We start from the raw sequence: 23,040 nt of genomic DNA on the forward strand, positions 1-23,040 counted from the left end.
TTGAATCGCGGTCGGCGCCGATAGGCTGGCGCCCGGCAGCACGGTCCGCACGTCCGTGCACCCGTCCAGCGACCCACAGGAGCGAGCATGAGCAGCGCTGTTACCCCGGCCGGAGGCGACACCCTGGCGGCGCGTTCCTGGCCGGGTGTACTGAACTCGCTGCTGCGCGGCCGGGATCTGGACGCCGGTGACACCGCCTGGGCCATGGACCGCATCATGAGCGGCGAGGCCACCGACGCGCAGATCGCGGGCTTCGCGGTCGCGCTGCGCGCCAAGGGCGAGACGGTGGACGAGGTCACGGGCCTCGTCGACGCCATGTACGAGCACGCCAAGACCATCGAGGTGCCCGGGGCCACGGTCGACGTCGTCGGCACCGGCGGGGACCTCGCCAAGACCGTCAACATCTCCACCATGGCCGCGATCGTGGTGGCCGGGGCGGGCGGCAAGGTCGTCAAGCACGGCAGCCGGTCGGCCTCGTCCGCGAGCGGCGCCTCCGACGTGCTGGAGAAGCTCGGCGTCAATCTGGAACTGACCCCGCGCCGGGTCGAGGAGGTCGCCGAGGAGGCGGGCATCACCTTCTGCTTCGCGGTGAAGTTCCACCCGGCGCTGCGGTACGCGGCCAAGGCCCGCAAGGAACTGGGCGCGCAGACCACGTTCAACATCCTGGGGCCGCTCACCAACCCGGCGCGGGTCAGGTCCCAGGCGGTCGGTGTGGCGGACCTCCGGATGGCGCCCATCGTGGCCGGCGTGCTCGCCGAGCGGGGCAACTCGTCCCTCGTCTTCCGGGGCGACGACGGTCTGGACGAGCTGACCACGACCGCCACGTCACACGTCTGGGTGGTTCGCGACGGCCGGGTCACCGAGCACACCTTCGACCCCCGCGACATCGGCCTGGACCTCGTCCCGGTCGAGGCCCTGCGCGGCGCGGACGCCTCGTACAACGCGGACGTCGCCCGCCGCCTCCTGGCCGGCGAGACGGGCCCGGTCCGGGACGCGGTCCTGCTGAACGCGGCGGCGGCCCTGGTGGCCCTGGAGCCGGGCGACGCCCCACTGGACGACCAACTCGCGGCGGGCCTCGCCCGCGCGGCGACGGCGGTCGACTCGGGCGCGGCGAAGCAGTCACTGGAACGCTGGGTGACGGCGAGCAACGCGTAGCCCCGGCCGGGGCTTTCCGGGTGTACGGCTCCGGGGGCCGACCCGGTCGCCACCGGGGGAAGCGCCGTCGTGCGGCTCGGGAGCCGTTCGCGGTGTGTCAGGCGGGGCGTGCGATCAGCAGTCGCGGCCCCACCCGGCTCCCGGCACCAGGCTCGGCAGTTCCAGCCCCGCCGCCGTTCGAGGAGCGGGCACCTTCAGCCCCTCCGGCGCTTGAGGAGAGGCACTTCCCGGCCCCGCCCCTGCCGCCCCGCCCCGTCGGACCCCCGCCCCCACGTCCCGCATCGCGGACCCCGTCTGGGCCGTCGCCCTGTGGTGGGGTAACCTCGCCCCAGGTCATGAGTGACAGCGACTACGGCCCCGGCCCGCTGTCCGGCAACCCTCCGTCCGTGGCGGGGTGCCCCGGGTGAAGACCAGGCCGTGGGCAGCGAGGCCCGCGGCAAGCGCGGACCCCTGGACATCGTTCGGATGTCGTCATCCCTGGGGTCCTGGTCCTCAAGGGAGCAGTCTCGTGAGCAAGCGAATGCGATAGGGCCTCCGGCCCGTCTCCGGCCTGTGTTGATCCGGCCGGACAGGGCCCGCCCTCCTCAGTGAGCGCCACCCCCGTGGACCTCCGCGCCGTCCCGGCATCCGCCGGCGGGACGACGTGTCCGTCCGCCGGGTCCTGATGCCGTTTCCGCCTCGTCCTGCCGGGAGATACCGCCATGTCCGCACCCCTCGACGCCCTCACCCGAACCCGTACCGAGCAGCCGCTGCCCGTCCTCGGACGTGATGTCACGGTCCCCCTCGTCACCGGCGGCGAGGTCACCTACGCCGCCCTCGACTACGCCGCGAGTGCCCCCGCCCTCCAGCGTGTCTGGGACGACGTGGCCGCCTACGCCCCGTACTACGGCAGCGTCCACCGGGGTGCCGGGTATCTCTCGCAGCTGTCCACCGACCTGTTCGAGAACAGCCGCCGTACCGTCGCGGAGTTCCTCGGCTGCCGCGAGGACGACCAGGTCGTCTTCACCCGGTCGACCACCGACTCGCTCAACCTGCTGGCCGCCGTACTGCCCGCCGGCTGCGAGGTGTTCGTCTTCGAGACCGAGCACCACGCGTCGCTGCTGCCCTGGCGCGACGCCCGGGTCTGCTATCTGGACGCGCCCCGTACCCCCGCCGAGGCCGTCGCCACCCTGGAGCGCGCGCTGGCCGGGCGTGACCCCCGGGAGCCCGCGCTGGTCTGTGTCACCGGCGCCTCCAACGTCACCGGCGAGCTGTGGCCGGTGCGCGAACTGGCCGCCGTCGCGCACGCCCACGGCGCGCGGGTCGTCCTCGACGCCGCGCAGCTCGCCCCCCACCACCCGGTGGACGTCGTGGACCTGGATGTGGACTGGGTGGCCTTCTCCGGGCACAAGCTGTACGCGCCGTTCGGTTCCGGTGTGCTCGCGGGCCGCGCCGACTGGCTGCGGGAGGCGGAGCCGTATCTCGCGGGCGGTGGCGCCAGCCGTACCGTCGGGCGCCGCGCCGACGGCGGGGTGGATGTCGAGTGGCACACCACCGCGGCCCGGCACGAGGCCGGTTCGCCGAACGTCATCGGCGTGTACGCGATCGCCTCGGCCTGCAAGGCGCTCACCGACGCGGGCTTCGACCGGCTGGTGGAGCGGGAACGGCAACTGATCGAGCGGGTGCGCGAGGGCCTCGCGGACGTCCCGGAGGTCCGGGTGCTCTCGCTCTTCGGCGACGACGCGCCCCGGGTGGGCGTTCTCTCGTTCGTGGTGGAGGGCTGGAACAGCTCCCACTTCGCCGCCGCGCTCTCGGCCGAGTACGGCATCGGCGTACGGGACGGACTCTTCTGCGCCCACCCGCTGGTGCGGACCCTGCTGGGCGGCGACGCCGGGGACCCCGGGGAGTGCGGCGCGCCGGACGCGGCCCCCGGCGAGAAGTCGCTGAACGCGATCCGGGTCAGCTTCGGGGCGGGCACGCCGGACGAGCACGTGGAGCGGTTCGTCGGCGCCGTACGGGAACTCGTACGGGACGGCGCGCGCTGGAACTACCGCACCGAGGACGGCCGTTGCGTCCCGGACCGCGGCTGACCGGACCGGTCGCGCGGGACACCGCCGGACAGGGCCTAGGCGTCGAGGCCGATCGCGAACGCCGCTTCCAGGTCGTGCTGGGAGTACGTACGGAACGCCACATGCGTGTCCGTCGCCTCGACGCCCGGGATCTTGCTGATGCTGCCGGGGATGACGTCCGCCAGATCGTCGTGCCGGGCGACCCGGACCATGGCGATCAGGTCGTAGGTGCCGGTGACGGAGAAGACCTCGCTGACGCTCTCCAGCGCCGCGATCGACTCCGCGATCTCGGGGATCCGGTCGACGCTGGTCTTGATGAGCACGATCGCGGTGATCACGGTTGACGTTCTCCCTCGGTGGCCGCGGCAGGGGGCTTCACTCTAGCCGTACGCCGGAAGAGCCCCCAGGCACCGGCGAAGCCGAGGGCGAAGCCCACCAGGTGCGCCAGATACGCGACGCCGGGACCCGGTTCGGCGTCGCGGGCAGCGAGCCACTGGAGGACGAACCAGAAGATCAGGACGATCCAGGCCGGGAAGCGCAGCGGCAGGAAGAAGAGGAAGGGAAAGAGGCTGGTGACGCGCGCGTGGGGAAGAAGACAGAGAAAGGCCCCGAGCACCCCGGAGATCGCGCCCGACGCCCCCACCAGGGTCTGGTCGGAGTCCGCGTTCGCCGCCGCGAAGGCCAGCAGGGCGAGGTAGCCGCAGACGAGATAGAAGAGGGTGAACCTCACCCGTCCCATCCGCTCCTCGGCCATCGCGCCGAAGACGTAGAGGAAGAGCAGGTTGCCGAGCAGATGGAGCCAGCTTCCGTGGACGAACAGCGCGGTGAGAGGGGTGAGGAGCGCGTGCGGCTCGCCGCTCGTGAGCTGGACGGGGATCACCCCCCAGCGTTCGACGTACGCGCTCTGCGCGGCGAGCAGCGTGTCGCCGGTCCCGTACGAGGGGTTGAACCCGGACAGCGGGCCGGTCAGGAAGGCCAGAGCGCACAGACCGATCAGACCGTAGGTCACCACCGGCGCTCCGGCCGCCGCGCGCCAATTGATCATCCCCGGATCATCCCGCACCCGGGCGGGGTGGACCGGTCCGCCTCGCCGCGACACGGGATACGCGGGAGGCCGTAGGGTTACGGGCGCGTGCTCACCCGGTGCCGGTAACGCACGGGGCGGGCGGCGCGGCGGGTTCGGCACGACATCAGGCGCTCAGGACATCTCCAGACGTGAGGACGGCACGATGACGACGGTTCCCTTGCCGACCGACGCGACCCGGTGGCGCTGCACCCTGTGCGGCAATCTCACCCGGTTCGACGTGACGCGCTCGTCCAAGGTGGTGGAGTACGTCCATCTGGACCTGGCCGGAGAGTCGAAGGTCGAGGAGCGCGACGTGGTCAGTGAGACCATCGAGTCCGTCCGCTGCCGCTGGTGCGACGCGGTGGATCAGATCGAACTGGTTGACAGGCCGGGCGCCGGTTCCTGAGGGAGCCGCCCGAAAGGGTAGTGGGGTGACGGATCGTGGAGCAGCCCGCAGATGGCGCTGAGCCGGCCGATGCGGCCGGCGGTGACGCCGAGGCGCTCGACAGGCCGCTGCCCGACGGCGTACGGCGCCGGGTCGTGGCGCTGGTGTCGGACGCCTTCGGCCGGCTGACCGTCACCGAACTCCCGACCCAGCTGCGGCAGTACGCGCGCTTCACGCCCAGCAGACGGGCCAAGTTCGCGGGCAACGCGATGGCGGCCGCCCTGGAGAGCGACCCGGTGTTCCGCCGCCGGATCAGCGAGGGGTTCGCCGAGGCGGACCCCGAACTGGCCGCCGCCGTGCGGGCGGGCTCACCGCCGCCGGCCGCCGACCCCGTCGAGGTGGCCGCCGCCGCGTACGTCCTGCGTCCCGTCGGGTGGGCGAAGCTGGTGGCCGCCGCGGGCGAGGAGGTGCAGCGCGCCGACGCCGAGCGGGTGGACGAGGAGAACCGGCGCGAGCTGGAGCGGCTGCGCGAGGAACTGGTCCAGGCACGGGCCGCGACCCGGACCGACACCGAGCGGCTGCGTACGGAGCTGGACGCCGCCCGCAGGGAGGGCGAGTCGACGCAGCGCAGACTGCGCAGCGCCCTGAGCGACGTCAAGCGCGGCGAGGCCGCCCTGCGCCGTACGGCCGCCGAGATCGAGGCGGTCCGCGCGGAGGCGGCGGCCCAGGTGTCGGCGGCGGAGAGCGAGACCCGGCGGCTCAAGGCGCGGCTGGCGGAGGCCGAGGCGGCGGTGGAGGCCGGGCGCCGGGCCGCGCGCGAGGGCCGGTCGGTGGAGGACATGCGGCTGCGGCTGCTGCTGGACACCGTCCTGGAGTCGGCGCAGGGGCTGCGGCGGGAGCTGGCGCTGCCGCCGGCCGCCGCGCATCCGGCGGATCTGGTGGACGCGGTGGAGCCGGGCCGGATGTCACCGAAGGACGTCGCGGCCCGCGCGCTGTCCGACATGGACCCGGCGCTGCTGGACCAGTTGCTGGCGCTGCCGCAGGCGCACCTGGTGGTGGACGGCTACAACGTCACCAAGACCGGCTATCCGACGATGCCGCTGGAGAAGCAGCGGCTGCGGCTGCTCGGCGGTCTCGCGATGCTCGCGGCGCAGACGGGCGCGGAGATGACCTGTGTCTTCGACGGGGCCGAACTGGCCGCCCCCGTCCTCCTCGCGCCGCCGCGCGGGGTGCGGGTGCTGTTCTCCAAACCGGGGGTGACGGCGGACGAACTGATCCGTCAGCTGGTGCGGGCGGAGCCGCCGGGGCGGCCGGTGGTGGTGGTCTCCACCGACCGTGAGGTCGCCGACGGAGTGGCCCGCGCCGGGGCGAGACCCGTTGCGTCCGCCTTGTTGCTGAAGCGGCTTTCGCGCGTCTGAACAACTCCTGCGGCCAATGCGGCATTTGATCCCCCCATGTCACCTCACAGCGTCAATTGACCGTCACTGTCCGTGCGATGTATGTGAAGAAACCACTCCGAGCCGAAATTTTTTCCCTTCAGGATTTGAACTGATCACGAGAAGGTCACTAGGGTCAGTGCTCGAACCTTCGCGCGGTTGATCACCCATCCGGGGTGGCGGCGAAGGAACCGTCGAATTCGCGTAGTTCAGTCCGGTCCGTACCGGATTCCCGGCCCCGCCGGGAAAGCTGACTCACGGAGCCGAGGCCCGCTCCCCAGGACCCGGTAGGCGGTCGAGGAAGAAGGAGCTCGCCTTCGTGGCGTCCCACCGTCGTCCCAAGCAGCCGAGCCGCGCCCGCGTGACCGTGCTCTCCGCGACCGCAGCCGCAGCTGTCGCCCTGACGTCCCAGGCCGCGCAGGCCGATCCGAAGCCGTCCAAGGACGACGTCAAGGAGAAGGTCGACAAGCTCTACCACGAGGCTGAGGCCGCCACCGAGCGGCACAGCGGCGCGGAGGAGAAGGAAAAGAAGCTCGAGAAGCAGGTCGAGGCGATCCAGGACAAGGTCGCCCGTGGCCAGGAGGAGCTCAACGAGCTGCGCACCGGCCTCGGTTCGATGGCCAGCGCCCAGTACCGCTCCGGCGGCATCGACCCCTCGCTCCAGCTCTTCCTCTCCTCGGACCCGGACGACTACCTCGACAAGGCGTCCGTCCTCGACCAGATGGGCGGCAAGCAGGTCGCCGCGCTGGAGAAGATCCAGGGCAAGCAGCGGGGCCTCGCGCAGCAGCGTCAGGAAGCCTCCCTCAAGCTGGCCGACCTGGAGGACACCCGGGTCGAGCTCGCGAAGAAGAAGAAGGAAGTCCAGACCAAGCTCAACGCGGCGCAGAAGCTCCTCAACACGCTGACCGCCGACGAGCGCCGGCAGATATCGCAGGAGGACGCCGACCGCGCCGCCCGCGGCAACGAGCGGGTCAACCTCGGCAACGAGTCGGCCTCCTCGGGCCGTGCCGCCGCCGCGCTCTCCGCCGCCGCGACCCAGATCGGCAAGCCGTACATCTCCGGCGCCGAGGGCCCCAACTCCTACGACTGCTCCGGGCTGACCCAGTGGGCCTACGCGCAGGCGGGCGTCGCCCTCACCCGGACCACGTACACCCAGGTCAACGACGGTGTGAAGATCGGCCGCAGCCAACTCGCCCCCGGCGACCTGGTCTTCTTCAGCGGTCTGAGCCATGTCGGGCTGTACGCGGGCAACGGGCAGGTACTGCACGCCCCCAAGCCGGGCACCGTGGTGCGCTACGAGGCCATGGAGTGGGCCGGAAGCTTCCAGTTCGGCGTCCGCGTCTGACGCACGGACCCGTCCGCACGGGCGCGGACTCCCCACGGAGTCCGCGCGCACGGACCGACCGCGAGCGCTCGTTCGGGCGAACTCCGGTTACTCCCGCTGACGCATCGCCCCGCCGGTGACCTGTGGTCTCCGGCGGGGCATCACTGTGTGTGCCCGGCGCGCTCCTTGGTCGCTCCGTGTCCGCACGGTTACTGTCTGCTGCGCCGCAGCTCCCGGTCATGTCTCCGCCCGTCGGGCGGCAGGGGCTGCGCAGTTGCCTCAGCGGAAGGAAGTGCGGCGTCCTGTGGTGACCCACCGTCGTTCCCCACAGCCCGGTCACAGCCGCGGTACCCGGGTCACAGTCCTGTCCGCGGCGGCCGTCACGGCCGCCGCCGCCCTCGGGACCGCCCCGGCGGGCGCCGATCCCCGGGAGCGGGACACGACCGAGGCGACCCGGTCGGCCGTCGACCGGCTGTACGAGCAGGCCGAGAAGGCCACCGAGCGGTTCAACGCGGCGGGCGAACGGGCGGGCGTGCTGCGGGCCCGCGTGAACCGGCTCCAGGACAGCGTCGCCCGGGGCCAGGAGCGGGTCAACCGCATGCGGGGCGCGCTCGGTTCGATCGCCGGGGCCCAGTACCGCTCCGGCGGACTCGACCCGGCACTCGCGCTGCTGCTCTCCTCCGACCCGGACAGTTATCTCGGCCGGGCCGAGGCCCTCGACCGGCTCAGCGACCGCCAGGCCGTCGCCCTGCGCGACCTCGGGCAGGCCCAGCGCAAGCTCGGGGTCCAGCGGGACGAGGCGGCCGGCGACCTCGCCGAACTGGAGCGCAGCCGGGCCGCCGTCGCCCGCCACAAACGCACCGTGGAGGCCAAGCTCGCCGAGGCCCGGCGGCTGCTCAACGCGCTGCCCGACGCCGGGAGGGACACCGACCGGGCCTCCCGTTCGGGCCGCGACGTGCCGCTGTCCGGCGAGGCCCCGGCGTCCGCGCGGGCCGCCACCGCCGCGCGTGCCGCCCGTGGTGCGGTCGGCCTGCCCTATGTGTGGGGCGCCAACGGACCCTCGGGGTTCGACTGTTCGGGCCTGACCCAGTGGGCGTACGCGCAGGCCGGGGTCTCGCTGCCGCGCACCTCGCAGGCGCAGCGGTACGCGGGCGTACAGGTCCCGCTCTCCGAGGCGAGACCCGGCGACCTGGTCACCTACCGCGACGACGCCAGCCACATCGGCATGTACATGGGCAACGGCCAGGTGGTGCACGCCCCCTACCCCGGCGCGGCGGTGCGCTACGACCCGGTCGGCATGATGCCGATCTCGTCGGTCACACGCGTGTAGGGCGAGCCGCGGCCTCCGCCCGTCGTGGTGCGGCCTCCGGCCGGACGTGCACCGCCGGACCCGGCCCAGGTCCGGCCCCGCCTCGGCCCGGTCGGCATGATGCCGATCTCGTAAGGTCGCACGCGTGTAGGGCGAGCAGCGGCCTCCGCCCGTCGTGGTGCGGCCTCCGGCGGTGGGCGCGCGCCCGCGAGGCGGCGGATCGTGGTGGTGCGTGGTCGGGCCGCGCGTGGCCGCGCCCGGCCGTGCGTGCCGGGTGTCGCGGCCGGACGCCGGACGCGCACTGCCGGACCCGGTCCGGTCCGGCCGGACGGGGGCCGGTGGCGGCCCCGCCTCGGCCCGGGTGACACGCCCCGTACGATCGGCGGGGTGGCAGGTCAGGGACGGACGACTCCGGGACGTGCGGCGGATCGCGGAGCGACGCCCCGTCGCGACGCGGCACGCCGCCGCGCGGTGAGCCTGCTGCTCGGCTGCCTCCTGGTCGCCCCCGGCTGCTCCGCGCCCTCGGCGGACGACCCCGGCACGGGCGCCATCCAGCGGGTCCTCGATCGCCGGGCGGACGCCCTGCTGGACCGTGACGAGCGCGGCTATCTCGCCGCCGTCGACCCGGCGGCCCGCGAGCTGCTCGCCGCCGAGCGGCGCACGTACCGCAATCTCGGCGACGTACCCGTGCGGTCCTGGGAGTACCGGCTGCGGGACGTCGAGCGCGACGGGCCCCGCGCGACGGCCCACGCCGAACTGCGCTACCGGATGGCGGGCTACGACCGGTCGCCCGTCACCTCCGCCCGCACCCTGGAACTGGCCGAACGTGACGGGCGCTGGTACGTGACGGCCGACCGGCCCGGTGCGGCGGGCGTCCAGCAGCTCTGGCAGCAGGGCGCCGTCGACGTCGTCCACGGCCGGCGGAGCCTGGTCCTCGGCGTCGGCCAGGACAACGCCCGGCTGCGTGAGATCGCCGCCGTCGCCGACCGGGCGGTGCCCGCCGTGGACGACGCCTGGCCGGGCGACTGGGCCGGGCGCGTCGTGGTGCTGGTGCCCGGGTCGGAGGCGTCGATGGCCGGTCTGCTGGGCGCCTCGGCCGGGAGCTACCGGGGCATCGCGGCCGTCACCACGGGGGAGATCCGGCGGCGGGGCGCCGCACCGGCGGACCGGGTGATCGTCAACCCCGACGCGTACCGCACCCTGGGCGACTTCGGGCGCCGGGTGGTCCTCACCCACGAGACCACCCATGTGGCGACGCGGGCGGACACTTCGGACGCCACCCCGATGTGGCTGTCGGAGGGGTTCTCCGACTGGCTCGCCTACCGGGACGCGGGCCCCGCGCACGGCCCGGCCGCGCCGGAGCTGGAACGGTCCCTGCACCGGGGCGAGTTGCCCGCCGCGCTGCCGCAGGACGGCGACTTCGCCTTCGACGCCGGGGCGGCCGGACTGGCCCGCGCCTACGAGGGCGGGCGCCTCGCCTGCGAGCTGATCGCGCGCCGCTGGGGCGAGCGGGAACTGACGGACTTCTACCGGGCCGTGGGGGCGCACGACGAGCGGGAGGGCGCCGTGGAGGACGCGATGAACGACGTGCTGTCGGTGACGCCGGACGCGTTCGACGCGCTGTGGCGGGAGTACGTGCGCGAGCGCCTGCGCTGACGGGGCGGGACGGCGCGGGGCCGTGGGCGCCGGTGCCGGCCCGGGTAGCTCCTCGGGACGGCCGTACGGGGCGTGCGCGGGCCTCGTACGGGCCTGTGCGGGCCTCTCAGGGGCCGGCGGGCGCCTTCCGGTCCACCGGTTCCGCCGTGTCCCCCCGCGCGGGTGTACGAGGGTCCGGCACCGTCGCGCGCCAGAGCCGGCGGCACGCGCTCAGCGTCGCGGCGACCAGCAGCCCGTTGCGTACGGCGAGCAGCGTCACGCCCAGCCAGTCGCTGGCCGTCACATGCGAGAAGAACAGCGGGAATTCGAGCACCGTGACCGCCGACGCGGCCACCACGAGCACGGCGGGCCGGGTCATCGTGGCCGACCGGCGCAGCAGACAGACGGCGGCCAGGCCCACCAGCCAGATCATGTACTGCGGGCTGATCACCCGGCTCGTGACGGTGAACAACAGGACGGCGGTGAACGCCGCGTCGCCCAGGTCGGCGCCCCGGAGCGTGGCCGCCTTCAGCCGCCAGACCAGCAGCCAGCCGAAGGCGACCGCGCTGAGCAGCAGGGCGAGCGCGCTGACCAGGGGAACGTACGGCCCCCGGAACTCCACCGAGCCGTAGCTGAACATCACCACCCCGTCCCAGCCCAGATGCCGGGCCACATGGAAGACCAGCGCGCCCAGCGACTCCACCTCCGTGCCCCGGTCGCGCTGCGCGGTGAGGAAGTCCAGCGCGCCCGGCAGGACGGCGGACAGGGCGGCGAGCAGGGCGAGCGCGGTCGCGGCGGCGGCGGACCAGGCGAGCCGGGTGGCCCGGCCGCGCTCCGTACCGATCAGCAGCAGCACCGGCCACACCTTCAGCAGCGCCCCGAACCCGGCCAGCGCGCCGAGCAGTTGGGGTCTGCGCAGGCCGGCGAGGAGGGCGCAGACGGCGACGGCGGTCACCATCACGTCGTACCGCGCGTACCCGGTCGGGCCGAGCACCGCCACTCCCGCCACCCACACCCAGGCACCGCGCGCGGAGTGCCCCGGCCGGCGTCCCGCGCGCAGCAGGAGCGCCAGGACCAGCGCGTCGCAGAGCAGACAGAGCGTGAAGAACGCCGGGGCGTAGCCGAGGAACGGCAGCAGGGCGGGGGAGAGGATCGCGAACGCGGCGGCGGGCGGGTACTGCCAGGTGACGTCGGAGCGCGGGAAGGTCCCGGAGCGCAGGACGTCGTACCAGCCCTGGTAGGTCACCGACACGTCCGGGGTGACGTCGGGGCCCGGTGCGACGAGGACACCGAGGACGACGAGCAGCAGGACCGTCCTGGTGACCAGCCATACCGCGAGCGGCGCCGCGCCCGTGCCGAGCCGGTGGCCGCCCGCGTCCTCCCGGATCTCCCCGGCCTCCGTGACCGCCCCGGCGGGGGAGCGTGTCGTGTTCTCGATCGCCATGACTACCTGCCCGTTATGACCGGAATGTACGTACGCGTTGGCGGGGTCATCATGCGGCGGGACGGGCGCGGGAACGATGAGGCGGGGCCGTTCGGTACTGTCGGCGGCGATGCACAAGACCCTGATCGTGACCAACGACTTTCCGCCCCGGCCCGGCGGCATCCAGGCGTTCCTGCACAACATGGCGCTGCGGCTGGACCCCGACCGGGTCGTCGTCTACGCCTCCACCTGGAAGCGCGGCACCGAGGGCGCGGAGGCGACGGCCGCCTTCGACGCCGAGCAGCCCTTCACGGTCGTGCGCGACCGCACGACCATGCTGCTGCCGACCCCGCGCGTCACCCGACGCGCGGTGGGACTGCTGCGCGAACACGGCTGCGAATCCGTCTGGTTCGGCGCCGCCGCGCCGCTCGGACTGATGGGCCCCGCGCTGCGCCGGGCCGGTGCCCGCCGGATCGTCGCGACCTCGCACGGCCACGAGGCGGGATGGGCACAACTGCCCGCCGCCCGGCAGCTGTTGCGCCGGATCGGCGAGGGCACCGACACGATCACCCACCTCGGCGAATACACCCGCTCCCGCATCGCCGCCGCGCTCACCCCGGAGGCGGCCGGCCGGATGGTCCAACTGCCGCCCGGCGTGGACGAGAAGACGTTCCACCCGGAGTCCGGGGGCGACGCGGTACGCGAACGGCTCGGGCTCGCCGGACGGCCCGTCGTCGTCTGTGTCTCCCGGCTGGTGCCGCGCAAGGGACAGGACACCCTGATCCGCGCCCTGCCCGCGATCCTGGCCGAGGTGCCGGACGCGGTGCTCCTGATCGTCGGCGGCGGACCCTACGCCGGGGACCTGCGGAAACTGGCCGCCGAGACGGGCGTCGCCGACTCCGTACGCTTCACCGGCCCCGTGCCCTGGTCCGAACTGCCCGCCCACTACGGCGCGGGCGACGTCTTCGCGATGCCGTGCCGCACCCGGCGCGGCGGCCTCGACGTGGAGGGCCTGGGCATCGTCTACCTGGAGGCGTCCGCGACGGGCCTCCCGGTGGTCGCGGGCGACTCCGGCGGCGCGCCGGACGCGGTACTGGACGGCGAGACGGGCTGGGTGGTCCCGGGCGGCCCCCCGGCCCTCGCCGCCCGCGAAACGGCGGCCCGCGTCGTGACGCTGCTCCACGACCCGGCACTCCGCCGCCGGATGGGCACCCGCGGCCGCCAGTGGGTCGAGGACCGCTGGCGCTGGGACCTCCTGGCGACCCGACTGCGCGAGCTGCTGTAGGGCCCGTCGGGTGGACGCGGCGAGGCGCGTGCTCCCTGGCACGGACGCTGTCCACCAGGCCCCGGAGGGGGCGCGGGAGGTGCCTCTTCGCTGTCGTCGGCCGGGACGGATCCGCCGGGCCTCGCCCCTCGGCGCCGCGATCGCGCACGCACCGACGTGACATCAGCCGCTGCGGCGGGGCTCGCCTGATCCGGCCTGATCCGCACGACGGGCCCCGGGCGCGGCGGTCGGTGCGTGCGCTCTCCCCGGGCCCCGCGTTGCCGAGTCGGCCGCGTACGGCGACGGGGCATCGACCACGCCGATCCTCGCGCGCTGCGAGCGCACGCCTCGGCGGGGGCATCGACCGCTCCGCGACGGTGACGCGCCCGCTCTGCGGGCGGGTCGGCGGCGGCGTCGGTCACGGCTGCGCCAGGCCGCGCCCTGCCCGTCCCACCGGGCGGGGCCCGTCACGGGCTTCGTCCTGCCGCTACCGGGTGGCGCAACGCTCGGCGGGGGTGTCCGTGGCGCGCGGCGGTCGGCCGGGCTGCCCTGCACGCCGACCACCCGCGTCGCGCCGTACCGGTGCCGCCCGTCCCGACCGGTCGGCAGCCGGCCCCGGAAGGCCCGCCCCTCGCGCCCCGGAGGCCCGAGCGGGGAGCCTCCCGGACGGCAGGCCGTGCCGGTGCTGCGCCCCGTGCCGGTGCTGCGCCCCGTGCCGGTGCTGCGCCCCGTGCCGGTGCTACGCCCCGTACAGCGCCTCGATCTCGTCCGCGAAGTCCTTCGCCACCACGCCGCGCTTCAGCTTCAGCGACGGGGTGATGTGGCCCGCGTCCTCCGTGAACTGGGCCTCCAGGACGCGGAACTTGCGGACCGACTCCGCCTTCGAGACCGCCGCGTTGCCGTCGTCCACCGCCTGCTGCACCGCCGCCAGCAGTTCCGGGTCGTCGCGCAGCGACGCCGCCGTCGAGCCCGGCGGTTTGCCGTGCTCCCGCGCCCAGCGGACCAGGAACTCCTCGTCCAGCGTCACCAGCGCGCCCACGAACGGGCGCCCGTCGCCGACCACCATGCACTCCGCGACCAGCGCGTGCGCGCGGATACGGTCCTCGATCACGGCCGGCGCCACGTTCTTGCCGCCCGCCGTCACCAGGATCTCCTTCTTGCGGCCGGTGATCGCGAGATACCCGTCCTCGTCCAGCGTGCCGATGTCACCCGTGTGGAACCAGCCGTCGGCCAGCGCCTCCGCCGTCGCCGCCTCGTTGTTCCAGTAGCCCGTGAACACGTGCTCGCCGTGCAGCAGCACCTCGCCGTCGTCCGCGATACGGATCACCGAGCCCGGCAGCGGCTGCCCCACCGTGCCGATCTTCTGCCGGTCCCACGGGTTGAACGCGGTCGCCGCGCACGTCTCCGTCAGGCCGTACCCCTCCAGCACCGTGAACCCGATGCCCCGGAAGAAGTGACCCAGCCGTTCGCCCAGCGGCGCGCCGCCGGAGATCGCGTACTCGCCCCGCCCGCCGAGGACCGCCCGCAGCTTGCGGTAGACGAGCAGGTCGAACACCGTGTGCCGGACACGCAGCCCCAGCGACGGCCGCTGCCCGCCGCCCAGCGCCCGGCTGTAGTCGATCGCCGTCGCCGCCGCCCGGTCGAAGATCGCGCCCTTGCCGTCCGCCTGGGCCTTGGCGCGCGCCGAGTTGTAGACCTTCTCGAAGACCCGTGGCACCCCGAGGATCAGCGTCGGCCGGAACGCGGCCAGCTCCTCGGTCAGATTCCGGATGTCCGGTACGCAGCCGAGTCTGATCGGCGCCATCACGGAAGCGACCTCGACCAGCCGCCCGAAGACGTGCGCCGCCGGCAGGAACAGCAGGACCGAACACTCACCCGTGCGGAACAGCGGCCTCAGCCGCTCCACCACGTTGCCGCACTCCGCGAAGAACGCGCGGTGCGTCAGCACACAGCCCTTGGGCCGCCCCGTGGTCCCCGACGTGTAGACGATCGTCGCCGGATCGTCCGCCTTCGCCGTGGCGCCGCGCTTGTCCACCACCGCCTCGGGGACCTCCGCGCCCGCCGAGACCAGCTCCGCCACACAGCCCGGCTCCGCGTCCCGGTCGAGCTGCCAGACGTGCCGCAGTCCCGTCAGCCCCACCGAGACGGACCGCACCGTCGCCGCGTGCGCGTCCGTCTCCACGATCACGGCGACGCTGCCCGAGTCACCGAGGATCCACTGCACCTGCTCGGCCGAACTGGTCTCGTACACCGGTACGGTGACGGCCCCCGCGCTCCAGATCGCGAAGTCGAACAGCACCCACTCGTACCGGGTGCGCGACATCAGGGCGACGCGCTCGCCCGGTCTGATCCCGGACGCGATCAGCCCCTTGGCCACCGCCCGCACCTCGGCGAGGAACTGGACGGCGGTGACATCCGTCCACACCCCGTCGACCTTGCGGCCGAGGACCGCGACCTCGGGGTGCTGAGCCGCGTTGCGGCCGATGAGATCCGTCAGATTGCCGTCGGAGGGGACCTCGTACAGGGCCGGAAGGCTGAACTCGCGCAAGACTGCTGCTCCTCGTCGGGCGCCGGGTGACACCACACTGTGCCGAACCGGCTGCGATCCACATCGGGCAGGTGCTCTCGGGGGTGAGCACGACGGGACTGCCCGGACGTTACCCACCGGTACTCGGTTCCGGATAGAGGGCCCCGGCCAGATGTTCCCCGCGTCACACGTTTTTGACGGTCCTTCGCGCACAGTAGTCCACAGGCGTGCGGACGTGTGAGTAACCGCAGGTCCGGACCCCTCTACACAGGAGAAGGGCGGCGTTCTAGGGTGAGCGGTATGCGCGGTGGCGGCAACAGCGGCGGAAGCGACGTACCTGACGCGAGCGACGGACGCGTCACGAGCGGCGGGCGGGACGGCGGCGGCGGGCAGGGCGCGACGAGCGGTCCCGGCGCTCCCCGTACGAGCGCCGCCGACCCCGTACGCACCCGCGTCCACGTCGTCAGCGACGTCCACGGCAACGCCCGCGACCTCGCCACCGCCGGAGAAGGCGCCGACGCCCTGATCTGCCTCGGCGACCTCGTCCTCTTCCTCGACTACGCCGACCACTCGCGCGGTATCTTCCCCGACCTCTTCGGCGAGGAGAACGCCGACCGCCTCGTCGCCCTGCGCACCGCCCGCCGCTTCGACGAGGCCCGCGACCTCGGCCGCCGCCTCTGGGCCGGGCTGGACACCGACCGCGACACCGCCATCGAGTCGGCGGTCCGCCGCCAGTACGCCGCGCTGTTCGCCGTCTTCCCCACCCCGACCTACGCCACCTACGGCAACGTGGACATCCCCGCCCTCTGGCCGGAGTTCGCCGGGCCCGGCACGACCGTCCTCGACGGCGAGCGGGTCGAGATCGGCGGGCGCGTCTTCGGATTCGTCGGCGGCGGCCTGCGCACCCCCATGCGCACCCCCTACGAGATCTCCGACGAGGAGTACGCGGCCAAGGTCGAGCGGCTCGGCGACGTCGACGTCCTCTGCTCGCACATCCCGCCCGACGTGCCCGAGTTGACGTACGACACCGTCGCCCGCCGCTTCGAACGCGGCAGCCGCGCGCTGCTGGACGCCGTCCACCGTACGAAACCCCGGTACGCGCTCTTCGGCCATGTCCACCAGCCGCTCGCCCCCCGGATGCGCGTCGGCTCCACGGAGTGCGTGAACGTCGGCCACTTCGCGTCCACCGGACGGCCCTGGGCCATGGAATGGTGACCGGCGCGCACGCGATAGCCTGCACGCTGCACGGCCGGTACCGGTAAGCGTGACCGTCGCCCCGTCGCACCGGGGAGACACCAGTGGAGGAGCACGTCGATGGCGGAACACACCAAGTCGAGCATCACGATCGAGGCGGCGCCCGCCGACGTGATGGGCGTGATCGCCGACTTCGCCCGCTATCCCGAGTGGACCGGCGAGGTCAAGGAGGCCCAGGTGCTCTCCACCGACGCCCAGGGCCGCGCCGAGCAGGTCAGGCTGGTCCTGGACGCGGGCGCGATCAAGGACGACCACACCCTCGCGTACACCTGGACCGGCGGTGACGAGGTCAGCTGGACGCTGGTCAAGTCCCAGATGCTGCGGTCGCTCGACGGTTCCTACCACCTGGCCCCGGCCGCCGGCGGCGCCCGCACCGAGGTCACCTACCGGCTGACCGTCGACGTCAAGATCCCCATGCTCGGCATGATCAAGCGCAAGGCCGAGAAGGTCATCATCGACCGCGCCCTGGCCGGTCTGAAGAAGCGCGTCGAGAGCGCCCCCGGAACCGCCGGGACCGCCGGAGCCGCCGAGACGCCCACCGTCTGATGCCGCCGAGCAGGGCGCGCACGGCGGGGCTCCCGCGTACGGTCCTGGTCACCGGACCCGGCGGCGCGGGCCGTACCACCGTCGCGGCGGCGACCGCCCTGGCCGCCGCCCGGCGCGGGGGCCGCACGCTGCTGCTCTCGGCCGACCCGGCGGGCCCCGGCGCCGTCCTCGGCGTCACGGTCCCCGTCGCCGTCGAACCGGCCGAGGCCGCCCCCGGCCTCTGGGCCGCGCGCGTCGACCCCGCCGACTACGTCCGCGCCGAGTTCCTCACCCTCCAGGAACGCGCCGCCACCGCCCTCGACATGCTCGGTGCCCGCCGGCTCGACGGCGAGGAACTGACCGAGCTGCCCGGCAGCGACCAGTTCGCCCTGCTCCAGGCACTGCGCCGGGCCTCGGCCGGTGACTGGGACACGCTCGTCGTGGACCTGCCGCCGCTGCGCGACGCCCTCTCCGTGCTCGCCCTGCCCGAACGCCTCCGCCGGCTGCTGGCGCGTCTCCTGCCCGCCGAACGGCAGGCCGCGCGGGCGCTGCGCCCGATGATGGCGCAGCTGGCCGGCGTGCCGATGCCCGCGGGCTGGCTGTACGGCGCCGCCGCCCGCCGGGACGAGGAACTGGCCGCCGTCCAGGCACTGATCGGGGCCCCCGGCACGACCGTACGGCTGGTCGCCGAGCCCGGCCCGGCCGCCGGGGACGCGCTGCGCCGGGCACGTGACGGGATCGGCCTGTACGGGCTGCGGGTGGACGCCCTCGTGGCGAACAAGGTGCTGCCGACCGAGTCGTCCGACGTCTGGCTCGCGACCCTCGCCGCCCAGCAGCAGAAGTGTCTGGACGAGTGGGGCGCGGAGTACGGCCCCGCGTGGCCGCTGCGGCCGGTGCGGCATCTCGGCCGCGATCCGCGCGGGCCGCACGACCTCGCCGATCTCGCCCCGGACCTCGTCCCGGATCCCGCCGGGGAGCCGGGCACGGCCGTGAGCGCCGACCCGTGGTGGGTGGAGGACCGGCGCGAGGAGGACGGTCTGCTGGTGTGGGCCCTGCCGCTGCCCGGCGCCGTGAAGGCGGACGTCGGCCTGGTGCGGCGGGGCGACGAACTCCTGCTGACCGTGGGCCCGTTCCACCGCATCCTGCCCCTCCCCGGGGCCCTGCGCCGCTGCACCGTCACGGGCGCCGCGCTCACCGAGGGTGTCCTGAAGGTCCGGTTCACGCCGGAGCCGGGGCTCTGGCCGCGCACTCCCTGAATGTCCCGCCCCGGTTCAGGTACCGTCGAAGGTACGAGCCTCCGCTCCGCCCCGGACGAGGCACCCTGTCCCAGCGGGAGTACCCCATGAGCGATGCCACCGAGCGTCCCGCGGCCGACCCGGACGCCTGGGCCACGGCCTGCGCCGAGGACCTGGCCGCCGAGAAGGCCCGTCGCCGCTCCGTCCACGGGACACCGCCCGGCTCCGCCTCCGAGGAACTGCTCCGCTTCGTGGACGCCGTCGCCGACAAGGTGTCCTCCCTCCAGAGCCCGCTGCTCGGCATGGCCGCCCAGGGCGCGGTCCAGCAGTTCATCAACCAGGCCAGGTCCGCCGTCGAGCCGGTCATCGAGCGCAACCCCGGCATCTTCGACCACCTCGCCGCGGCCGGAAACGAACTGCTCGCCGCCTACCGCTCCGCCGTCGAGGGCGACGAGCGCCGCTGGACCCGGGGACCGGACGAGGCACCGGACATCCGGCTGAAGAAGCCGGACGGCGGGACGGACGGCAAACCGGACGGCGCGGCGGAGCGGAAGACCGACGGCGGGACGGAGCGGAAGACCGACGGGAAGCCGGACGGGAAGACCGACGGCCCCTCCGACGGGCGCGACGACGGCCCCGCCTCCGGTACCCACATCGACCTCGACTGACCAGCGACACGCCCGCCCTCGGGTACGGTTGGGCCCAGCGGGGCTCGACCGAAAACTGAGGGACACATGGGACTCACCATCGGCGTCGACATCGGCGGCACGAAGATCGCGGCGGGCGTGGTCGACGAAGAGGGCGCGATCCTCGACACGCACCAGGTGCCCACCCCGCCGACGGCCGAAGGAATCATCGACGCCATCTGCACGGCGGTGTCCGGCGCCGGCAAGGGACACGACATCGAGGCCGTCGGCATCGGCGCCGCCGGCTACGTGGACGACAAGCGCGCGACCGTGCTGTTCGCACCGAACATCGACTGGCGCCACGAACCGCTCAAGGACAAGGTCGAGCAGCGGGTCGGCATGCAGGTCGTCGTGGAGAACGACGCCAACGCGGCGGCCTGGGGCGAGTACAGGTTCGGGGCCGGACAGGGCCACGACGACGTCATCTGCATCACGCTCGGCACCGGCCTCGGCGGCGGCATCATCATGGGCAACAAACTCCGCCGCGGACGCTTCGGCGTGGCGGCGGAATTCGGCCATATCCGGGTCGTACCCGACGGGTTGCTGTGCGGCTGCGGCAGCCAGGGCTGCTGGGAGCAGTACGCGTCGGGGCGCGCCCTCGTGAGGTACGCGAAGCAACGCGCCAACGCCACCCCCGAGAACGCGGAGATCCTGCTGCGCCTCGGTGACGGCACTCCCGACGGCATCGAGGGCAAGCACATCAGCGCCGCCGCCCGTGAGGGCGACCCGGTGGCCGTCGACTCCTTCCGGGAGCTGGCCCGTTGGGCGGGCGCGGGCCTGGCCGACCTGGCCTCGCTCTTCGACCCGTCGGCGTTCATCGTCGGCGGCGGTGTCTCGGACGAGGGCGAACTGGTCCTCGACCCGATCCGCCGGTCCTTCCGCCGCTGGCTGATCGGCGGCGAATGGCGCCCGCACGCGCAGGTCCTCGCCGCCCAACTGGGCGGCAAGGCCGGGCTGGTGGGCGCCGCGGACCTGGCCCGCCAGGGCTGAGCCCACCCGTCCGGGTCCACCGGACGAATCCACCGGACCCGGACGGCGGCACCCGTCGAACGCGGACGATCGGTCCGCCGGACCCGGACGATCACGCACTCGAACACGCACGATCACGTCGGGCGGACGCGAACTGCCGCGCCCGCCCGACCCGGACGATCACGCCCGCCGCGCCCTCCCGGGGCACGGCGGGCGTTGTCCTATCGTGGACCGGTGACGACTCCGGTGAGTGGACGGGGTTTACCCGTCCCCAAGATTTCGCTGCCCGACTCCCGCACCGAGCCCGACGGTTCGGCCGTGATCCGCGTCCTCAGCTACAACATCCGCTCCATGCGCGACGATTGCGAGGCCCTGGCCCGGGTGATCCGCGCCTGCGCCCCCGACCTGGTCCTCGTCCAGGAGGCGCCGCGTTTCTTCCGCTGGCGCAAGCGCGCCGCGTGGCTGGCCGCCCGGACCGATCTCGTCGTCCTCGGCGGCGGAGGCACGGCCGCGGGCCCGCTGCTGCTGTGCTCGCTGCGCGCGACCGTGGAGCGTACGGAGGACGTACTGCTGCCGCTCACCCCCGGTCTGCACCGGCGGGGCTTCGCCACGGCCGTCGTACGGATCGGCGGCGCCCGTCTCGGGGTGCTCAGCTGCCACCTCAGCCTCCGGGCGGACGAGCGGCTGGCCCAGGCCGGGATGCTGCTCGACCGCGTACGGGAGCTGGACGTGCCGCACACGATCGTGGCCGGGGACATCAACGAGCGGCCCCGAGGGCGGGCCTTCCGGCGGATCGCCGGGGAACTCAGGGACGCCTGGGCGGTCAAGCCGTGGGGCGGCGAGCACACCTCGACACCCGCCGACCCGCGTCAGCGCATCGACGCGATTTTCGTCACGGAGGGCGTCGAAGTCCTCGGCTGCGGCGTGCCGTTGGGGCTGCCGGGCATCGAGGAGGACGATCTGCGGGCGGCCACCGACCACCTTCCGGTACTGGCCGCCCTCCGGGTGCCCGCGTCCTGACCCCCTCACCGCCCAAGGCGCGCACGGGGGTTGAACCGTCACCGGATCGGACGCGGCAGACAAGGGGGTTGAGCCGCGCCACCGGAGCGGACGGCCCGGACGCTCCGTCGGGTCCCTCCGCGGGACGGGTACTCCCGCGGAAGGACCCGACGGAAGGTCAGACCACCGCGCCCCGGCCGGGATCGTCCTGTTCGTCGTCGTCGTGCTGCATCCGCGCCACCAGCGTGACGAAACCGCCCAGGAAGCCGCCGATGCAGACCGTCGTGAGCCACCAGGTCATGTCCCACTGCAACAGCACGGCGAGAAGCATCAGCACCGGACCGCCGATCACCGCGAGCCACGCGAACTTCGCGGTGACGTCCGCCTCCGGCAGCGGCGGGGGCTCCGGCGGCACGAAGTGGCCCTCGTCACCCTCGTCCAGGTCGTCGTCGCTCGCCTCCGCCACCGCGTAGTCCCGGGGGCCGCCGCCACCCACGCCGGGCGCGAAGACGATCGAACCGCCCAGCGACGGCTTGTCGGGCTCGGCGTCCGGCTCCCGCGCCTGCTCGGGTCCCGGTGTCTGCTCCGGCCCGGGGGTCCGGTCCGGAGCCGGGGCGGACTCGGCGTCGGAGGTGTTCCGGCCGTGCCCCGGTACGGGCTCCGACCTGTTCACCGGCCCCAGGTCCGTGGTCTTGGCGCCGCCCTTGTCCTTCTGCGGCGCGGGCTCGGTGCCGTTCCGGTCGCTCTCCAGGAGCGCCAGATCCTCGACCGACTTGAAGGGCTTGGCACCCGGCGGGTCGGCCGGCTCCTCGCCGTAACCCGCGACGATCGCCGCCCAGGCGGCGTCCTCGTCGATCGGCTGCGGTTCGCGGTTCGCGTCTTGCTCAGCCACCGGTAGTGCTCCCCTTCTTCCCGACGTTCGGAGCGAGTCGGCCGATGAACGCGTGACTCTCCTGGAAAATCCGCTCCGCATCGTGGTCCAACGTCGCCACGTGGTAGCTCTGTTCCAGGATGACCTCCCGGATGTCGGTCGAGGAGACCCGGCCCAGGATTCTCGCCGCGTCGGCGGGCGGCACGACATGGTCACGCGGACTGCGCATGAGCAGCAGCGGCTGGGTGACCTGGGGCAACTCCCCGTCCACCAGCCGGAAGAAGTTCCGCAAGGAGTGCGCGCTGTGCAGCGGGACCCGGTCGTAACCGACCTCCTCGCTGCCCTCCAGCGCGATGTCGCTGCGCAGCCCCTTCGTCGTCCGCACGAGATGCCGGGCGACGGGCAGGGCGTACGCCGACAGACCGTGCACCTTGTTGGCCGGGTTGACGACGGCGACGCCGTCCACCGCGTGCCCGTGCTTCGCGGCGAGCCGCAGCGCCAGCGTCCCGCCCAGGGAGAGACCGAACACGAAGACCCGCTCGCACCGCTCGCCCAGCTCCCGCAGCGCCCGGTCGACCTCCGCGTACCAGTCCTGCCAGCCGGTGACCGCCATGTCCTCCCAGCGGGTGCCGTGCCCGGGGAGCAGCGGCAGCGACACCGTGAGGTCCCGGGCGGCCAGATACTCGGCCCAGGGGCGCAGCGACTGCGGGGAGCCGGTGAATCCGTGACAGAGGAGCACACCGACATCCCCGCCCTCGTGGCGGTACGGCTCGGCTCCAGGAAGGACCGGCACTGGGTCTCCTGTTCGTGGTTCTCGAAGTGGTACTTCACCGTACGCGACCGGACCGACACCGACCAGAGCCGTCGGCGGTCCGTGGACGGAACCCGCGTGTCCGGCGCGGGTTAAGGTCGGTCGACAGCACACAGGA

Annotated in this window: 21 protein-coding genes and 1 riboswitch; of the genes, 15 read left to right on the forward strand and 6 right to left on the reverse strand. The window is 73.6% G+C overall.

Annotated elements, in window-relative coordinates; genetic code table 11:
• The first annotated feature begins 87 nt into the window (after positions 1-87).
• Both trpD and OG875_RS23540 read left to right on the forward strand, forming a co-directional pair.
• Positions 88-1,155, forward strand: a complete 1,068-nt coding sequence (trpD, locus tag OG875_RS23535) for an anthranilate phosphoribosyltransferase (RefSeq protein WP_330176212.1) — start codon at positions 88-90, stop codon at positions 1,153-1,155.
• Positions 1,156-1,486: 331 nt separating this feature from the next.
• A riboswitch (SAM riboswitch) is annotated at positions 1,487-1,604 on the forward strand.
• 252 nt (positions 1,605-1,856) lie between these two features.
• Positions 1,857-3,224, forward strand: a complete 1,368-nt coding sequence (locus OG875_RS23540; RefSeq protein ID WP_330176213.1) for an aminotransferase class V-fold PLP-dependent enzyme — start codon at positions 1,857-1,859, stop codon at positions 3,222-3,224.
• 35 nt (positions 3,225-3,259) lie between these two features.
• On the opposite strand, the gene OG875_RS23545 is transcribed toward OG875_RS23540, so the two are convergent.
• Complete coding sequence (locus OG875_RS23545) at positions 3,260-3,541, reverse strand: Lrp/AsnC family transcriptional regulator (RefSeq protein WP_242570311.1); 282 nt, start codon at positions 3,539-3,541, stop codon at positions 3,260-3,262.
• Positions 3,538-4,248 (reverse strand): rhomboid family intramembrane serine protease, encoded by a 711-nt coding sequence (locus tag OG875_RS23550; protein ID WP_330176214.1) that lies wholly within the window; start codon positions 4,246-4,248, stop codon positions 3,538-3,540. Before OG875_RS23550 ends, OG875_RS23545 begins: the two co-directional genes overlap by 4 nt.
• Positions 4,249-4,432: 184 nt before the next feature.
• Here OG875_RS23550 and OG875_RS23555 point away from each other — a divergent pair, with 184 nt between their 5' ends.
• The 5 genes from OG875_RS23555 to OG875_RS23575 all read left to right on the forward strand — a co-directional run bounded on the left by OG875_RS23555 (position 4,433) and on the right by OG875_RS23575 (position 10,379).
• Complete coding sequence (locus OG875_RS23555; protein WP_330176215.1) at positions 4,433-4,675, forward strand: hypothetical protein; 243 nt, start codon at positions 4,433-4,435, stop codon at positions 4,673-4,675.
• A gap of 35 nt (positions 4,676-4,710) precedes the next feature.
• A complete protein-coding gene (locus OG875_RS23560) occupies positions 4,711-6,072 on the forward strand; it encodes an NYN domain-containing protein (protein WP_330176216.1) in 1,362 nt (453 codons plus the stop codon).
• A 337-nt stretch (positions 6,073-6,409) separates the two neighbouring features.
• Complete coding sequence (locus OG875_RS23565; RefSeq protein ID WP_330176217.1) at positions 6,410-7,435, forward strand: C40 family peptidase; 1,026 nt, start codon at positions 6,410-6,412, stop codon at positions 7,433-7,435.
• Positions 7,436-7,718: 283 nt separating this feature from the next.
• Positions 7,719-8,744, forward strand: coding sequence for a C40 family peptidase (locus tag OG875_RS23570; RefSeq protein WP_330176218.1), 1,026 nt, complete (start codon positions 7,719-7,721; stop codon positions 8,742-8,744).
• Positions 8,745-9,110: 366 nt separating this feature from the next.
• Positions 9,111-10,379, forward strand: coding sequence for a hypothetical protein (locus OG875_RS23575; protein WP_443079181.1), 1,269 nt, complete (start codon positions 9,111-9,113; stop codon positions 10,377-10,379).
• 106 nt (positions 10,380-10,485) lie between these two features.
• Here OG875_RS23575 and OG875_RS23580 read toward each other — a convergent pair whose 3' ends face one another.
• The gene (locus tag OG875_RS23580) at positions 10,486-11,802 is read right to left on the reverse strand and encodes a glycosyltransferase family 87 protein (protein ID WP_330176219.1); all 1,317 of its coding nucleotides are present in this window, start codon (positions 11,800-11,802) and stop codon (positions 10,486-10,488) included.
• 109 nt (positions 11,803-11,911) lie between these two features.
• Between OG875_RS23580 and OG875_RS23585 the strand changes: the two genes are divergently transcribed.
• Positions 11,912-13,066 (forward strand): glycosyltransferase family 4 protein, encoded by a 1,155-nt coding sequence (locus OG875_RS23585; RefSeq protein ID WP_330176220.1) that lies wholly within the window; start codon positions 11,912-11,914, stop codon positions 13,064-13,066.
• A 718-nt stretch (positions 13,067-13,784) separates the two neighbouring features.
• On the opposite strand, the gene OG875_RS23590 is transcribed toward OG875_RS23585, so the two are convergent.
• Positions 13,785-15,593 (reverse strand): AMP-dependent synthetase/ligase, encoded by a 1,809-nt coding sequence (locus OG875_RS23590; RefSeq protein ID WP_330176221.1) that lies wholly within the window; start codon positions 15,591-15,593, stop codon positions 13,785-13,787.
• A gap of 279 nt (positions 15,594-15,872) precedes the next feature.
• Here OG875_RS23590 and OG875_RS23595 point away from each other — a divergent pair, with 279 nt between their 5' ends.
• The 6 genes from OG875_RS23595 (at position 15,873) to OG875_RS23620 (ending at position 21,261) form a co-directional block, all read left to right on the forward strand.
• Positions 15,873-16,787 carry a metallophosphoesterase family protein gene (locus OG875_RS23595; RefSeq protein WP_330176222.1) on the forward strand — a complete coding sequence of 305 codons (915 nt, stop codon included), beginning with the start codon at positions 15,873-15,875 and terminating at the stop codon, positions 16,785-16,787.
• Between the two features lie 99 nt (positions 16,788-16,886).
• Complete coding sequence (locus OG875_RS23600) at positions 16,887-17,372, forward strand: SRPBCC family protein (RefSeq protein WP_330176223.1); 486 nt, start codon at positions 16,887-16,889, stop codon at positions 17,370-17,372.
• Entirely contained in the window at positions 17,372-18,607 is a 1,236-nt protein-coding gene (locus OG875_RS23605; RefSeq protein WP_330176224.1) for an ArsA family ATPase, read from the forward strand. Before OG875_RS23600 ends, OG875_RS23605 begins: the two co-directional genes overlap by 1 nt.
• A gap of 86 nt (positions 18,608-18,693) precedes the next feature.
• Entirely contained in the window at positions 18,694-19,254 is a 561-nt protein-coding gene (locus tag OG875_RS23610; RefSeq protein ID WP_330176225.1) for a DUF5304 domain-containing protein, read from the forward strand.
• A 66-nt stretch (positions 19,255-19,320) separates the two neighbouring features.
• A complete protein-coding gene (locus tag OG875_RS23615; RefSeq protein WP_330176226.1) occupies positions 19,321-20,262 on the forward strand; it encodes an ROK family glucokinase in 942 nt (313 codons plus the stop codon).
• A 213-nt stretch (positions 20,263-20,475) separates the two neighbouring features.
• Positions 20,476-21,261 carry an endonuclease/exonuclease/phosphatase family protein gene (locus OG875_RS23620; protein WP_330176227.1) on the forward strand — a complete coding sequence of 262 codons (786 nt, stop codon included), beginning with the start codon at positions 20,476-20,478 and terminating at the stop codon, positions 21,259-21,261.
• 157 nt (positions 21,262-21,418) lie between these two features.
• Here the strand turns inward: OG875_RS23620 and OG875_RS23625 are convergent, their stop codons facing one another.
• Both OG875_RS23625 and OG875_RS23630 read right to left on the reverse strand, forming a co-directional pair.
• The gene (locus OG875_RS23625; RefSeq protein WP_330176228.1) at positions 21,419-22,132 is read right to left on the reverse strand and encodes a hypothetical protein; all 714 of its coding nucleotides are present in this window, start codon (positions 22,130-22,132) and stop codon (positions 21,419-21,421) included.
• Positions 22,125-22,904, reverse strand: coding sequence for an alpha/beta hydrolase (locus OG875_RS23630; RefSeq protein WP_330176229.1), 780 nt, complete (start codon positions 22,902-22,904; stop codon positions 22,125-22,127). Before OG875_RS23630 ends, OG875_RS23625 begins: the two co-directional genes overlap by 8 nt.
• On the opposite strand from OG875_RS23630, the gene OG875_RS23635 reads away from it, so the two are divergent.
• Positions 22,836-23,018, forward strand: a complete 183-nt coding sequence (locus tag OG875_RS23635) for a hypothetical protein (RefSeq protein WP_330177971.1) — start codon at positions 22,836-22,838, stop codon at positions 23,016-23,018. The genes OG875_RS23630 and OG875_RS23635 overlap by 69 nt on opposite strands.
• Positions 23,019-23,040: the final 22 nt, after the last annotated feature.

Source organism: Streptomyces sp. NBC_01498 (assembly GCF_036327775.1).
GTDB lineage: Bacteria > Actinomycetota > Actinomycetes > Streptomycetales > Streptomycetaceae > Streptomyces.